The sequence below is a fragment of the Streptomyces sp. NPDC058086 genome, from assembly GCF_042885015.1.
Classification (GTDB): Bacteria; Actinomycetota; Actinomycetes; order Streptomycetales; family Streptomycetaceae; genus Streptomyces.
Map to the genome: position 1 here is coordinate 104,012 of NZ_JBHVST010000026.1, position 13,344 is coordinate 117,355.

A 13,344-nucleotide genomic window follows, 5' to 3' on the forward strand; every position below is an offset into this window, starting at 1 on the left:
AGCCGCCTGCGACCTTAACTGTCAGACTCGCATGGCACGATCGGACCCTGACACTTTCAGCGCCGGACCGCTTCGGCACTCGTCAGACATTTTCAGTAGCTTCAGTACTTTCGCGCCGACGCCCAACGCGTCGGCACCAGAGCGTGGGGACCTCAGCGATGTTCATGTTCTTGTTCCTGGTCGTCGCGCTCGCCGTCGTGGTCGCCGCGGTGACACTGTCCGTGGTGGGCGGCGGCGAGAGCGCCCCCCTTCCCGACGCCGAGCCCGATCGGCTGGTGGACCCGCTGCCCCAGGACCGGCCGGTGAACCGCGCGGACGTGGAGTCCGTGCGCTTCCCGCTCGCCGCCCGCGGCTACCGCATGGCGGACGTGGACGACGCCCTCGGCCGGCTCGGCGCCGAGCTCGCCGAGCGGGACGCCAGGATCGCCGACCTGGAGGCCGCGCTGGCCGGTGCCCGCGCCACCGCGACCATGTCGCTGCGCAAGCCGACCGAGGGGGAGCAGCAGTGAGCGATGCGCTTGCCGGGCCCGACGGCGCGCTGCGCTGCCCCTGGGCCCTGTCCACCGAGGACTACGTCTCGTACCACGACAAGGAGTGGGGCCGCCCGGTCCACGGCGACGACGCGCTGTACGAGCGACTCTGCCTGGAGGCCTTCCAGTCGGGCCTGTCCTGGATCACGATCCTGCGCCGCCGGCCGGGTTTCCGGGCTGCCTTCGCCGACTTCGAGATCTCCTCGGTGGCCGCGTTCACGGACGACGACAAGGAGCGCCTCCTCGGCGACCCGGGCATCATCCGCAACCGCGCCAAGATCGAGGCGACCGTCGCCAACGCGCGCGTGCTGGCCGACTGGGCGCCGGGCGAGCTGGACGAGCTGATCTGGTCCTTCGCCCCCGACCCGGCCACCCGCCCGGCCCCGAAGCGGCTGGCCGACGTCCCGGCCGTCACCGACGAGTCGACGGCCCTCTCCAAGACCCTCAAGAAGCGCGGCATCCGCTTCGTGGGCCCGACCACGGCGTACGCGCTGATGCAGGCCTGCGGCCTGGTGAACGACCACTTGGAGGATTGCGCGGCCAGGAGCGCCCCTTGAGGGGCGCGGGGCTGTGACAGATGCGGCTGGCCGCGTGGGCGCGACCAGCCACAGACGGCCCGCAGTTCCCGCACCGACCTCCGAGCGCCGAATCCAGCGAAGCGTCACCGCCCCAAGTACTTCGGCTTCTCCTTGTTGACGAACGCCTGCACCGCGATCACATGATCCTCGGACGCCCCGGCCCGCGCCTGCAGCTCGTCCTCCTTCTCCAGCGTCTCGTCCAGAGAATGAGTGAGCCCGTACGCCATGGCCTCCTTCAGCGCGGCGTACGCGACCGTCGGCCCCGCCGCCAGCGCCCGCGCCACCTTCTCCGCCTCGACGCGCAGTTCGGACGCCGGGACGAGCCGGTTGGCGATCCCCAGCTCGAAGGCTTCCTGCGCGGTGATGCTGCGCGGGAAGAGCAGCAGATCGGCGGCTCGGCCCGGTCCGATCACCCGCGGCAGGGTCCATGACATGCCCGAGTCGGCGGTCAGCGCGACCTTGGCGAAGGACGTGTTGAAGGCGGCGGTGTCGGCGACGATCCGGTAGTCCGCGCAGAGGGCGAAGCCGAAGCCGGCTCCCGCGGCGACGCCGTTCACCGCGGCCACCACGGGCTTCGCGGCCCCGGTCAGGGCGCGCACGATCGGGTTGTAGTGCTCGCGCACGGTGCTCATCGTGTGCTGCGACCCCGACTCCTTGTCGGAGGCCAGCAGCCCGATGTGCTCCTTGAGGTCCTGCCCGACGCAGAACGCCCGGTCACCTGCGGCGGTGAGCAGGATCGCCCGTACGCCGCCGTCCGCCGCGGCGGCCCGGGCCGCGTCCCGGAGGGCGACCTTGGTCTCGGTGTTCATCGCGTTCATCGCCTCGGGGCGGTTCAGCGTGATGGTCGCGAGTCCGTCGCTCACCTCGTAGAGCACGGTGTCGGCCATGGTGGGTTCCCTCCGGTGTCGCGGCTCCGACGTACTGGTCGGTACGTCCTGGGTGCGAGGACAGCATGCAGGACAGCATGGCGGAGATCACGGTCCGGGGCATGGACAGGACATGTGACCTGCGTCAAAGAATTCCGAGCCATGGAAGTCGATGCAGCGGCGCAGTATCGCAGTCACATCGCCGAATTGAGTGGTTTTGCTCAAGCGCGTTGCGCAAGCGATGCCGACTGATGTTGGTCATCGGGTCCTGAGATGCGGGATAATGGCCGGGAAGCAATGTGTTCGATGCCGGTGACGTGTGTCCTATGAGGGGACGTGCGTGCCCTTTCAAGGGGCCGTCGGCGACGATGAGCTGGTTTCAGGAAGGGGAACGAGCATGGCGGCCATGAAGCCGCGGACGGGCGATGGCCCGCTCGAGGTGACCAAGGAGGGGCGGGGCATCGTCATGCGCGTTCCGCTCGAAGGCGGCGGTCGGCTCGTCGTCGAGCTGACCCCTGACGAGGCCGACGCGCTCGGCGACGCCCTCAAGAAGGTCGTCGGCTGACGCGGAACGCGACCACACCTTTTCAACTGCCCCGGCATCGTATTCGGTGCCGGGGCAGTGGTTTTCCTGAAGTACGGCAGCGGCGTACCCCTGTCTATCGACGCAGGTCAGACAAGTGCTGCGGGTACGAGACCGAGCGTGCGGTCAGCGCTTGACCCCGCACAGCAACCCGTCGCCCACCGGCAGCAGCGAGGGCACCAGGTCCTGGCTCTCGCGCACCGCGCGCAGCAGTTCGCGCAACCGGCCGACCTCGGCGGGCTGCGGGCCCGATTCGACCGTGCGGCCGTCCGCGAAGACACCCTCGAAGACGACCAGCCCGCCCGGACGCAGCAGACGCAACGATTCAGCGAGGTAGTCCAGGCACTCCAGACGGTCGCCGTCGCAGAAGACGAGGTCGTAGCCGGCGTCCGCGAGCCGGGGCAGGACGTCCAGTGCGCGGCCGGGGATGAAGCGGGCGCGGTTGCTGGCGAAGCCGGCCGCGCGGAAGGCCTGGCGGGCGAACTGCTGGCGGTCCGGTTCCGGATCGACGGTGGTCAGTACCCCGTCCGGCCGCATGCCGTGCAGCAGATGAATTCCGGAGACGCCGGTCCCGGTACCGATCTCCGCCACCGCTTTCGCGTCCACGGTGGCGGCGAGCAACCGCAGCGCGGCGCCCGTGCCGGGCGACACCGGGCGCAGCCCTGCCTCGCGGGCCCGGTCGCGGGCCCAGCGCAGCGCTTCGTCCTCGGCGACAAAGGCGTCGGCGAACGCCCAGCTCGTCTGCCGGTTGCCGGTAATGACCCTCTCCCTGTCCCCGTGGTTGCCTGGGCGTGACTGTATCCGTTGGTGCCGGGAACCCGCAGATGGGACCAGGCGTTTAGAGGGGTGCGGAAACAGAGCGGGGGGAAGTCGATGGAACAGCGCGCGGAGCGGGGTGTGGAGCGGGGTGGCGATCACATGCTGACGCAGCCATATGAGCACGTATCAAATTCTCGTAAAACCGCTTATCCGGAGCTAACGGGCGAGGTGGCTATGGTAGGGGCTCCACTGGACACCACCAGAGCCGACAGGGGAGGTGCGGCTACGCCTGTGGATCGGGGAGGGGTGCTGCGGCGCCTTCTCAGATCGGCGGGTGAGCCGAAATCCGTGACCGACATCGCTGACAAGTTCCATGCTGCTGCCCCGGCGCAGACCGCGACGTTCACCACCGACGCGGAGTCGCAGGCGTGGACTCCGCCCACCTGGGAGGAGATCGTCAGCACGCACAGCGGCCGGGTCTACCGGCTCGCCTACCGCCTGACGGGCAACCAGCACGACGCCGAGGACCTCACACAGGAAGTCTTCGTCCGCGTCTTCCGCTCCCTGTCGACCTACACGCCAGGCACCTTCGAGGGCTGGCTGCACCGCATCACCACGAACCTCTTCCTCGACATGGTGCGCCGCAAGCAGCGCATCCGCTTCGACGCCCTCGGTGACGACGCGGCCGAGCGCCTGCCCAGCCGCGAGCCCTCCCCGCAGCAGGTCTTCAACGACGCGCACTTCGACGCGGACGTCCAGCAGGCGCTGGACACCCTCGCGCCCGAGTTCCGCGCCGCGGTCGTCCTCTGTGACATCGAGGGACTTTCGTACGAGGAGATCGCCGCGACCCTGGGCGTCAAGCTCGGTACGGTCCGCAGCCGGATCCACCGTGGCCGTTCGCAGCTGCGCAAGGCCCTCGCACACCGGTCTCCCGAGGCCCGTGCCGAGCGCCGCGGCTTCGCGATCACGGGAGTTCCCGCGCTGGGAGGAGGGGGCGCGACCGCGTGAGTGGATCCCGGCCCAACCCTACCGAGCGGCGTGTAGCCGACCAGCATCTTGGGGACCGACTCTCCGCCCTGGTGGACGGAGAGCTCGGTCATGAGTCGCGCGATCGCGTCCTGGCCCACCTCGTCACCTGCGCGAAGTGCAAGGCCGAGGCGGACGCCCAGCGCCGACTGAAGAACGTCTTCGCGGAAGTCGCCCCTCCGCCCCCCTCCGAGAGCTTCCTGGCCCGTCTCCAGGGACTTCCGGGGGGAGGTGACTTCGACGGCGGTGATGGCTCACCGTTCGGCGGGGGCGGATTCGGCGGAAGACTCCCCTCCGGCGCCCCCGTGACCGGCGTCTTCGGAGTGCGAGGAGAGCCCTTCGGGTACGTGCCCGCCGCGCCGCACGGCGACGTGCTGCCGCCCGACTCCGGGCGCGGTTTCCGCATCCATGACGTCAGCCGTCACGAGACCGACCGATCGGCCTCGCGCGGGCTGCGCTTCGCCTTCGCCGCCGCCGGCGCGGTGTCGCTGGCCGCGGTCGCGCTCGGCGGGGTGTCGACCGGAGTGCCGGCCGACACCACGGACGCGCGCGGCGGCTCCGGCGGTAGCAATGTGACGCCGGCGCGTACGCCGGGCTCGGGGCCCGCGACGGCCCCCGAGACACAGCGGCGCCGCTCCGACGGGCCGCTGCTCGCCCAGGGCGAGCGTTCGCTCGGCGTGACGCCCGCGGTGCCCACCTCGGTGTCCGCACCCCTGCTCCCCGGGGTCCCCGCTCCGGTGACCCGGGCAGACGACGTCATGCACACGCTGACCACCCCCGTGGTGGCCGGTGCCGCCGTGATGTCCCCGCTCATACATCCGCTCACCGAGGCCCAGCCGATCGCGCAGACCTCCTGGTCGACGCCGCCCGGCCTCACGCCTCCGCGCCTGCTCGCCGCCCCCGCCACCACCCCGTCCCCCTCTTCCTCCCCGAGCCCTTCCTCCCGTACCGCCCACTGACCGGCCCTCTGCGCCCCCGGCCCCGGAACCTGGTTGAATCCAGGCTGGGCCGCGTCCGCCGGAGGGATTCCCGGGCGCGGAGTCGGCAATCTGCGGTGACCGTCGGCGTGTTGTGCCGCGGGCCAGGTGTGGGGAGAACATGAACGAGGGGAAGCCCACGAAGGCGAAGTGGTGGAGTCGGCCCCGCCCGGTCCCTCCGGGGGTCGGCGCGGCGGGTCCGGTCGAGGGCATCTCCGGGGCAGAGACGGACCACACGTCCGACGGGGACCACAGGCCTGAGGGCGACTACAGGTCCGACGGCGACTACGAGCTGGACCGGCCGTCGGTGGGCGCCGCCTCATCGGGTACGGCTCTGTCGGGCGTCGCCCCGTCGAGCACGGTCTTGTCGGGCGCCGCCCCCTCGGGGGCCGGCGCCGGGAGTGGCAGCGACGGCGACTTCGAGCTGGAACGCCCTGCTCCGGCTCAGCAGGGCGGGCCCGGTGCCGAAGAGGCCGGTGCGCCGTCCGGCGCGGCGCCCGCCGACCAGGCCCCGGTCGCCGCTGTACCGGCGCAGCAGACCCCCGTCGACCGCCCCCGGCCCCTGCACGATCCCGACCCCTACAGCACCCCGCCGTACGGCGAGCCGGGCCCCTGGGCGCCAGCCCCGCCCGTCCAGCACCCGGCGGCCACCCCCGCGCACGGCACCGCCATGCCCCCGGGCCGGCCCTCCGCCCCGTACCCGGGCAACCCCCACCCGGCCCCCACCCCGTGGCAGAACTACGACCCCTGGGCCGCCCCGGGACCGCTCCAGCAGAACGGGGCGGCTGTCGAGACGAAGACCCAGCGGCGTAAGCGGGCGAGGAAGGCGTTGATCCTCGGGGCCGTCGCGCTCGCCGTCGTCTCCGGAGGCGTAGGGGGCGCCGTAGGGGCCTATCTGGAGCGCAACGGCGGGGTCGGTGACGTCACACTGCCGCAGGCCGCCAAGGAGGCGCCCGGGCGGGCCCCGGACAGCGTGGCCGGGATAGCGGCCCGCGCGCTGCCCAGCGTCGTCACCCTGCATGTGCGCGGCTCCAGCGAAGAGGACACCGGCACCGGGTTCGTGCTCGACACCCGGGGTCACATCCTCACCAACAACCACGTGGTCGAGCCGGCCGGCGGCGGCGGCGAGATAACCGTGACGTTCAGCGGCGGCGAGAGCGCCAAGGCCACCGTCGTCGGGCACGACAGCGGGTACGACCTCGCCGTGGTCAAGGTGTCGGGAGTCCGTGGGCTGCGGCCCATGGCGCTGGGCAACTCCGACAGCGTCCAGGTGGGCGACCCCGTCGTCGCCATCGGCGCGCCCTTCGACCTCGCCAACACCGTCACCGCCGGGATCATCAGCGCCAAGGAGCGGCCCATCACGGCGGGCGGCGAGAAGGGCGACGGGAGCGACGTCTCGTACGTCGACGCGCTGCAGACCGACGCGCCCATCAACCCCGGCAACTCCGGCGGCCCCCTGCTCGACACGCGGGCCCGCGTCATCGGCATCAACAGCGCCATCCGCTCCGCCGACGGCGGCACCGACCTCCAGGGCGGTCAGGCCGGTTCCATCGGGCTCGGCTTCGCCATCCCCGTCAACCAGGCCAAGCGCGTCGCCGAGGAGCTGATCAACACCGGCCGGGCGACCCACCCGGTGATCGGGGTCATGCTCGACCTGGACTACACGGGCGACGGCGCCCGGGTCGGGACGAAGGGCGGCGGCGCCCCGGTCACCGCGGGCGGCCCCGGGGCCAAGGCGGGCATCAAGGCCGGCGACGTCATCACCGAGGTCGACGGACAGCGCGTCCACTCGGGCGAGGAGCTGATCGTGAAGACCCGCGCCCACCGTCCCGGCGACCGGCTCCGGCTGACCCTCCGGCGGGGCGGCTCGCAGCGGACGGTCACTTTGGTCCTCGGCTCCGCGAACGGCGGCTGACCTCTTTCGACAGCAACTGACATGAACTTCACAGGAGGGGCCCCAGGCCCGTGCTGAGCGGCGAACATCCGGGGAAACTCGTCGTGTACACGAACCCGGAAGGCCCGGGACAGTTCCGGACGGACGGGATCGACGGGTACCGTGGATCCCGGCCCGGACCACGGAAGAATCCCGAGGGCCGTGGACTGAGGACATCGCAAGGAGCTTCAGGTGTTCAATGACATAGGACCGCTCGAGCTGGTGACGCTCGTTGTCCTTGCCGTGCTCGTCTTCGGTCCGGAAAAGCTCCCGAAGATGATCCAGGACGTCACCCGCACCATCCGCAAGATCCGTGAGTTCTCGGAGAGCGCCAAGGCGGACATCCGCGAGGAACTCGGCCCGGAGTTCAAGGACTTCGAGTTCGAGGACCTCAACCCCAAGACGTTCATCCGCAAGCAGCTGGACAACGACGAGCTGGGGCTCAAGGAGATCCGCAACGGCTTCGACCTGAAGAAGGAGATGGCCGAGGTCACGGACGCGGTCCACAGCCGCGACACGGACTCCTCCTCGTCGTCCTCTTCGTCTTCCCCGTCCTCGTCCTCCGGTTCCTCCGGCGGTTCGATCGACATGACCAAGAAGCCCGAGAAGAGCGACCCCGACGAGCGCCCGCCCTTCGACGCGGACGCCACCTGAGCCGTACCCGCAGGCGTGTGACACGGCCTGAAAACGGTGCGTGTGCGCCCCACGCGCCGGGTGCTTTCCCTGCTGCTCGGAGCGGTGTGGCTATGCTGCCCAGTTGTTGTGCGGACTGCTGAGGACGCCCGAGGGGGGCGGGCCGCCCGGTCCGACGAGAGCAAGGAGGCGTCCGGGCAGATGGAGACGACAAGTCGGGTAGGCGCGCAGGCGCCGGCCGCGGAAGGCGGACAGCAGCTCCCCTCCGCCCGCCGCACGGCCGAAGGCTACCTGCTGGCACCCTTCCCGTGGTACGGCCTCGACGAGGCCTTCACAGGGCCGCGCTGGCTGATGCAGGTCGGTACGTCGGCGGACGGTGCCGTCGAGCACGGTTCGATCGGGCACGGGGAAGAGCCCTCGGTGCGCAGCGAGTCCACGGAGGACAAGGAGCGGTTCGCGGTCGTGGTGACCGTCGCGGCCAGCCCCTCGCGTCGCAGCGCGGACGGTGCGGGCCTCCTTGAGGCCACGTCGGTGTCCTCGGCGGCCTGGCTGGCCGGTGTGGGGCTGCTGTCCTTCACCTGGCCCGGCCAGATGGACCACACCCGGCGGGATGACTGGCTGGACCAGCAGACCGAGACGGCGTGGGTCCTCGCGGACGACCTCGAAGGGCCCGACTGGTCCTCGCTGTCCCTCCCCGTGGACGGCGTCCCCACGCCGTTCCACTACCGCGAGTTGGAGTTCGGCTGGGTCCTCGCGGGTTCCACCCAGATGGGGGTCCATGTGGGGGCGTACGGCCGGGGGATGAGCGCGTACGGGCTGGGCTTCGCCATGATCAAGGACATCGCGGCGTACGCGTGACGGTGCCCTCCGGGGGCTTGCGGGAACTGCGCCGTCTGTGGCTGCGGGGCCGTCGTGGCTGGTCGCGCCCACGCGGCGCAGCCGCATATGTCACGGCCCCGCGCCCCTGATGGGGCGCGTTCACCTCTCCGGGGTTGGAAAGCCCTGGAACCTGTTGCTCAGAACTTGTTCCTCGGGGTGATGCCCAGGGACATGCCGGACAGGCCGCGCTGGCGGCCGCCGAGCTTGCCCGCGATGGCACGCAGGGCGGAGCCCGCGGGGGACTCCGGGTCGGTCAGGACGACCGGCTTGCCCTCGTCGCCGCCCTCGCGGAGGCGGACGTCGATCGGGATGGAGCCGAGGACGGGAACGCTCGCGCCGGTGGTGCGGGTCAGGCCGTCGGCGACCTTCTGGCCGCCGCCCGTGCCGAAGACGTCGACCATCTCGCCGCAGTGCGGGCACGGCAGGCCCGACATGTTCTCGACCACGCCCACAATCTTCTGATGGGTCTGGACGGCGATGGAGCCCGCGCGCTCGGCGACCTCGGCCGCCGCCTGCTGCGGGGTGGTGACGACCAGGATCTCCGCGTTCGGGACCAGCTGGGCCACCGAGATCGCGATGTCGCCCGTGCCCGGCGGGAGGTCGAGGAGCAGGACGTCCAGGTCGCCCCAGAAGACGTCCGCCAGGAACTGCTGGAGGGCGCGGTGGAGCATCGGGCCGCGCCAGACGACCGGTGCGTTGCCCGGGGTGAACATGCCGATGGAGATGACCTTCACGCCGTTCGCGGACGGCGGCATGATCATGTTCTCGACCTGGGTCGGACGGCCGTGCGCACCGAGCATGCGGGGCACCGAGTGGCCGTAGATGTCCGCGTCGACCACGCCGACCTTGAGGCCGTCGGCCGCCATCGCCGCCGCGAGGTTCACGGTCACCGAGGACTTGCCGACACCGCCCTTGCCCGAGGCGACCGCGTACACGCGCGTGAGTGAGCCGGGCTTGGCGAAGGGCACCTCGCGCTCGGTCTGGCCGCCGCGCAGCGCGGTCGCCAGCTCCTTGCGCTGCTCGTCGCTCATCACGTCCAGGGTCACGTCGACGCGGGTGACGCCCTCGACCGCCGAGACCGCCTCCGTCACGTTCTTCGTGATGGTCTCGCGCATCGGGCAGCCGGAGACGGTCAGATACACGGTGACCGCGACCGCACCATCCGCACCGATCTCCACCGATTTGACCATCCCCAGCTCGGTGATGGGTCGCTGGATCTCGGGGTCGTTCACCGTCGCCAGTGCTTCGCGCACCGCGTCTTCCGTAGCCATAGGACGATGGTACGGCGCCCGGCCCCGGGCCCGGAAAGCCCCGTCAGCGGTCGTCTACGTCACGTCGCGACGGCCGTTCTGCCGGGAATACGACCCGGCCGTCGGAGCGGTGTTCCTCCAGCTCCCTGATCAGGTCCTCGAATTCGGAGCGGATCCAGTCGCGGGTGGCGACCTCGCCGAGGCCCATGCGCAGGGCCGCGATCTCGCGGGTGAGGTACTCGGTGTCCGCGATCGAGCGCTCGTTCTGCTTGCGGTCCTGTTCGAGGTTGACCCGGTCGCGGTCGGCCTGGCGGTTCTGCGCGAGGAGGATCAGCGGGGCGGCGTAGGAGGCCTGGAGCGAGAGCATCAGGGTCAGGAAGATGAACGGGTACGGGTCGAAGCGCAGATGGCGCGGTGCCGCGATGTTCCACACCAGCCACACGATGATGACGACCGTCATCCAGACGATGAACCGTCCGGTGCCGAGGAAACGCGCGATCCGTTCCGACAGCCGCCCGAAGGCCTCCGGGTCCCACTCGGGCACCAGTCGGCGGCGCGGCGGCAGCGGCTGGTCGAGGCGGGTGCGGGGCCGGGTGGTGGCGGTCGCCCCGGTGGCGGCCCGTTCGCGGGTCTCGCGGTCAGGTCCCATCGCGCCCCCCTTCGTCCACGCCTTCGCGGTCGTCTTCCCGGTCGCCTTCCTTGCCGCCTTCCTCGTCGTCTCCCCGGTCGTCTCCCCGGTCGTCTTCGCCGTCGTCCTCGCTGTCGTCCTCGCGTTCGGCCGGGAGCCGGTCCTGAGGTTCGTCCAGACGCTCGTCCTGCGATTCGTCCTCGTTCAGATGGAACTCGGTCTCGCGCCAGTCCTCCGGCAGCATGTGGTCCAGTACGTCGTCCACGGTCACCGCGCCGAGCAGCGAGCCGCTCTCGTCGACGACGGGCGCGGCGACCATGTCGTACGTGGCGAAGAACCCGGCGACGACGGGCAGCGCCGCGTCCGGCGCGAGCGCCTGCAGATCGCCATCGAGGATCGAGCTGACCAGCGTGTACGGCGGGTCGCGCAGCAGCCGCTGGAAGTGCACCGTGCCCAGGTACTTGCCGGTCGGTGTCTCGTCCGGCGGGCGGCACACGTACACCTGCGCGGCGAGCGCGGGGGACAGGTCGGGGTTGCGGACCCGGGCGAGCGCGTCGGCGACCGTGGCGTCGGGCCGCAGCACGATGGGCTCGGTCGTCATCAGACCGCCGGCGGTCCGCTCCTCGTACGACATCAGCCGTCGTACGTCGGCCGCGTCGTCGGGCCGCATCAGCGTCAGCAGCCGCTCCACGTCGTCCTCGGGCAGTTCGGCGAGCAGGTCGGCCGCGTCGTCGGGGTCCATCGCCTCCAGGACATCGGCGGCGCGCTCCTCCTTGAGCTTGCCCAGGATCTCGATCTGGTCGTCCTCGGGGAGCTCCTCCAGGACGTCGGCGAGGCGGTCGTCGTCCAGGGCGGCGGCCACCTCCCCGCGCCGTTTCGGCGACAGGTGGTGCATGACATTGGCCAGGTCGGCCGCGCGCAACTGCTCGAAGGTGGCGAGGAGGCTCTCGGCGCCCTGTCCGTGCTCCTCCAGCGAGAACCCGGTGACGGCGGACCAGTCGACGGTCATCGTCTCGCCCTTGGTGCGCCGGAAGGTCCCGCTGCGGCCCTTGCGCACGAAGACGCGGCCGATCTCCCACTCCCGGCGGGCCGGCAGCTGCTGGACGGACACGTCGAGCACGGTCACCTCCTCGTCGGTCTCGACGATCCGGACCCGCCGGTCGAGCAGTTCACCGAAGACGAGCCGCTCGGTGGGCCGCTGTTCGAAGCGGCGCACGTTCAGGACACCGGTGGTGATGACCTGGCCGGACTCGATGCCGATGACACGAGTCATGGGCAGGAAGATGCGCCGCCGGGTGGAGAGTTCCACGACCAGCCCAAGCAACCGGGGCGGGCGGCGTCCGACGCGGAGCATGGCGACCAGGTCCCGCACACGGCCCACCTGGTCGCCGCTGGGGTCGAAGACGGCGACACCGGCGAGGTGCGAGACGAAGATCCGGGGGGCGCCTGCGGCCATGCCCGCGCCTCCTTCTTTCCGCGTTGCTCTTTCTTTCCGTGTTGCTCGTTGCGTGTTGCTCCGGACGCTTTCCGGCTTTCTCCGTACGGGCGTTTGGTCCCGGCCTGTCCGCTCAGGTGGGCTTCAGGCTAGCCCGTCCCGGTCGGATACGCCCTGGTGAGCGGTCCGGACGGACTGGCTCCGCCGGGCACGCGCGGCACGGGTACGCTGCCGTACGCCGTTGGGGACACCCGGCACGGCCACCCCGGCATGGGCACCCGCACGGACACGCGCACCCGGACGCGCATGGACACCCGCATGAAAGGCAGCCCTACCTGTGACTGCGATTTCCCAGGGCCGTACCCGCAGGGCCGCACTGGTGGGCGCGATGTGCGCACTGGTCGTGACGGGGACGGGGCTGACGGGGTGCGGTAGTGAGGATCCGGACGCGGGCACGAACGGGGTGGGGAAGCTGTCCGCCACCGAGATCGAGTCGAAGACGCGCAAGGCGGCCACGTCCGCCGAGGCGGTGCGACTCGCCGGGACCGTGGTGTCGAACGGGCGCACGTACAAGCTCGACATGCGGCTGAAGTCCGACGGCGGCACCGGTTCCGTCACCTCGGAGGGGGCGAGCTTCCATCTGCTCCGGGTCGGCCGGCACCTCTTCCTCAAGGCCGACGCCGAGTTCTGGAACCACCAGGACGGCAAGAGCGGTGCCACGTCCGCGGACGCCGCGGCCGCCGACAAGCTCGACGGCAAGTTCGTGAAGGTCCCGAGCGGCGACCCGGCCTACAAGCGCTTCATCAGCTTCACGGACAAGGACGTCCTCCTCGACGGTCTGCTGACCCTGCACGGCTCCCTCGCGACGGACGGCCACCACGAGCAGTCCGGCGTCCGCACCATCCGCATCACCGGCGACAAGGGCGCGGGAGGCACCCTGGACGTCTCCCTGAAGGGAACCCCGTACCCGCTGCTCCTGGTCCGCGCGGGCGACGCGGGCACGCTCAGCCTCACCGACTGGGGCAAGAACTTCGCCCTCGCGGAACCCGCCAAGGACGAGACCGTGGACTACGGCAAGCAGCTGCCGACGTCGTAGCCCCGGGGCCTGTCCGGCGGACAGGGCCTAGGCCCTGTCGTCAAATTCCCGTCTGCCCCGCGACGTTATGCACGCCCTCTCGCCGCACCGGGCACAGACCCAAGTACGTCCAGTACGAGGGCCTGTGCCCGGCACGCCGAGAGCACGCTCCCCCAAGCTCTCGACTCCGCT

The 13,344-nt window shown here is 71.0% G+C and carries 14 protein-coding genes; 9 read left to right on the forward strand and 5 right to left on the reverse strand.

The window, feature by feature from the left end:
• Positions 1–158: 158 nt before the first annotated feature.
• Both ACFVWD_RS21935 and ACFVWD_RS21940 read left to right on the forward strand, forming a co-directional pair.
• Positions 159–509, forward strand: coding sequence for a DivIVA domain-containing protein (locus ACFVWD_RS21935; protein ID WP_388544690.1), 351 nt, complete (start codon positions 159–161; stop codon positions 507–509).
• Positions 506–1,087: a DNA-3-methyladenine glycosylase I gene (locus ACFVWD_RS21940; RefSeq protein ID WP_389598214.1), complete on the forward strand. Its 582-nt coding sequence runs from the start codon at positions 506–508 to the stop codon at positions 1,085–1,087. The genes ACFVWD_RS21935 and ACFVWD_RS21940 overlap by 4 nt, the downstream gene beginning before the upstream one ends.
• Before the next feature lie 104 nt (positions 1,088–1,191).
• Here ACFVWD_RS21940 and ACFVWD_RS21945 read toward each other — a convergent pair whose 3' ends face one another.
• Positions 1,192–1,995: an enoyl-CoA hydratase/isomerase family protein gene (locus tag ACFVWD_RS21945; protein WP_389598216.1), complete on the reverse strand. Its 804-nt coding sequence runs from the start codon at positions 1,993–1,995 to the stop codon at positions 1,192–1,194.
• A gap of 376 nt (positions 1,996–2,371) precedes the next feature.
• On the opposite strand from ACFVWD_RS21945, the gene ACFVWD_RS21950 reads away from it, so the two are divergent.
• Positions 2,372–2,539, forward strand: coding sequence for a DUF3117 domain-containing protein (locus ACFVWD_RS21950; protein ID WP_003966491.1), 168 nt, complete (start codon positions 2,372–2,374; stop codon positions 2,537–2,539).
• Positions 2,540–2,683: 144 nt separating this feature from the next.
• On the opposite strand, the gene ACFVWD_RS21955 is transcribed toward ACFVWD_RS21950, so the two are convergent.
• Complete coding sequence (locus ACFVWD_RS21955) at positions 2,684–3,208, reverse strand: O-methyltransferase (RefSeq protein ID WP_054228219.1); 525 nt, start codon at positions 3,206–3,208, stop codon at positions 2,684–2,686.
• A 414-nt stretch (positions 3,209–3,622) separates the two neighbouring features.
• On the opposite strand from ACFVWD_RS21955, the gene sigE reads away from it, so the two are divergent.
• From sigE to ACFVWD_RS21980, 5 genes are all read left to right on the forward strand, one after another.
• The gene (sigE, locus tag ACFVWD_RS21960; protein WP_054228218.1) at positions 3,623–4,324 is read left to right on the forward strand and encodes an RNA polymerase sigma factor SigE; all 702 of its coding nucleotides are present in this window, start codon (positions 3,623–3,625) and stop codon (positions 4,322–4,324) included.
• Positions 4,321–5,301 (forward strand): anti-sigma factor family protein, encoded by a 981-nt coding sequence (locus ACFVWD_RS21965; RefSeq protein WP_389598218.1) that lies wholly within the window; start codon positions 4,321–4,323, stop codon positions 5,299–5,301. Before sigE ends, ACFVWD_RS21965 begins: the two co-directional genes overlap by 4 nt.
• A 139-nt stretch (positions 5,302–5,440) precedes the next feature.
• Positions 5,441–7,234, forward strand: a complete 1,794-nt coding sequence (locus ACFVWD_RS21970) for a trypsin-like peptidase domain-containing protein (protein WP_389598220.1) — start codon at positions 5,441–5,443, stop codon at positions 7,232–7,234.
• 210 nt (positions 7,235–7,444) lie between these two features.
• Positions 7,445–7,906, forward strand: a complete 462-nt coding sequence (locus ACFVWD_RS21975; protein ID WP_101400508.1) for a sec-independent translocase — start codon at positions 7,445–7,447, stop codon at positions 7,904–7,906.
• A gap of 180 nt (positions 7,907–8,086) precedes the next feature.
• Positions 8,087–8,743 (forward strand): hypothetical protein, encoded by a 657-nt coding sequence (locus ACFVWD_RS21980; protein WP_384911615.1) that lies wholly within the window; start codon positions 8,087–8,089, stop codon positions 8,741–8,743.
• Positions 8,744–8,901: 158 nt separating this feature from the next.
• Here the strand turns inward: ACFVWD_RS21980 and ACFVWD_RS21985 are convergent, their stop codons facing one another.
• Genes ACFVWD_RS21985 through ACFVWD_RS21995 form a run of 3 tightly spaced genes read right to left on the reverse strand, consistent with a single transcriptional unit; the run spans position 8,902 to position 12,098 of the window.
• The gene (locus ACFVWD_RS21985; protein WP_389598223.1) at positions 8,902–10,035 is read right to left on the reverse strand and encodes an Mrp/NBP35 family ATP-binding protein; all 1,134 of its coding nucleotides are present in this window, start codon (positions 10,033–10,035) and stop codon (positions 8,902–8,904) included.
• Positions 10,036–10,078: 43 nt separating this feature from the next.
• Positions 10,079–10,663 carry a DUF1003 domain-containing protein gene (locus ACFVWD_RS21990; RefSeq protein WP_389598225.1) on the reverse strand — a complete coding sequence of 195 codons (585 nt, stop codon included), beginning with the start codon at positions 10,661–10,663 and terminating at the stop codon, positions 10,079–10,081.
• Positions 10,653–12,098 (reverse strand): magnesium transporter MgtE N-terminal domain-containing protein, encoded by a 1,446-nt coding sequence (locus ACFVWD_RS21995; RefSeq protein ID WP_389598226.1) that lies wholly within the window; start codon positions 12,096–12,098, stop codon positions 10,653–10,655. Before ACFVWD_RS21995 ends, ACFVWD_RS21990 begins: the two co-directional genes overlap by 11 nt.
• A gap of 316 nt (positions 12,099–12,414) precedes the next feature.
• Between ACFVWD_RS21995 and ACFVWD_RS22000 the strand changes: the two genes are divergently transcribed.
• Positions 12,415–13,173 carry a hypothetical protein gene (locus ACFVWD_RS22000; protein ID WP_389598228.1) on the forward strand — a complete coding sequence of 253 codons (759 nt, stop codon included), beginning with the start codon at positions 12,415–12,417 and terminating at the stop codon, positions 13,171–13,173.
• Positions 13,174–13,344: the final 171 nt, after the last annotated feature.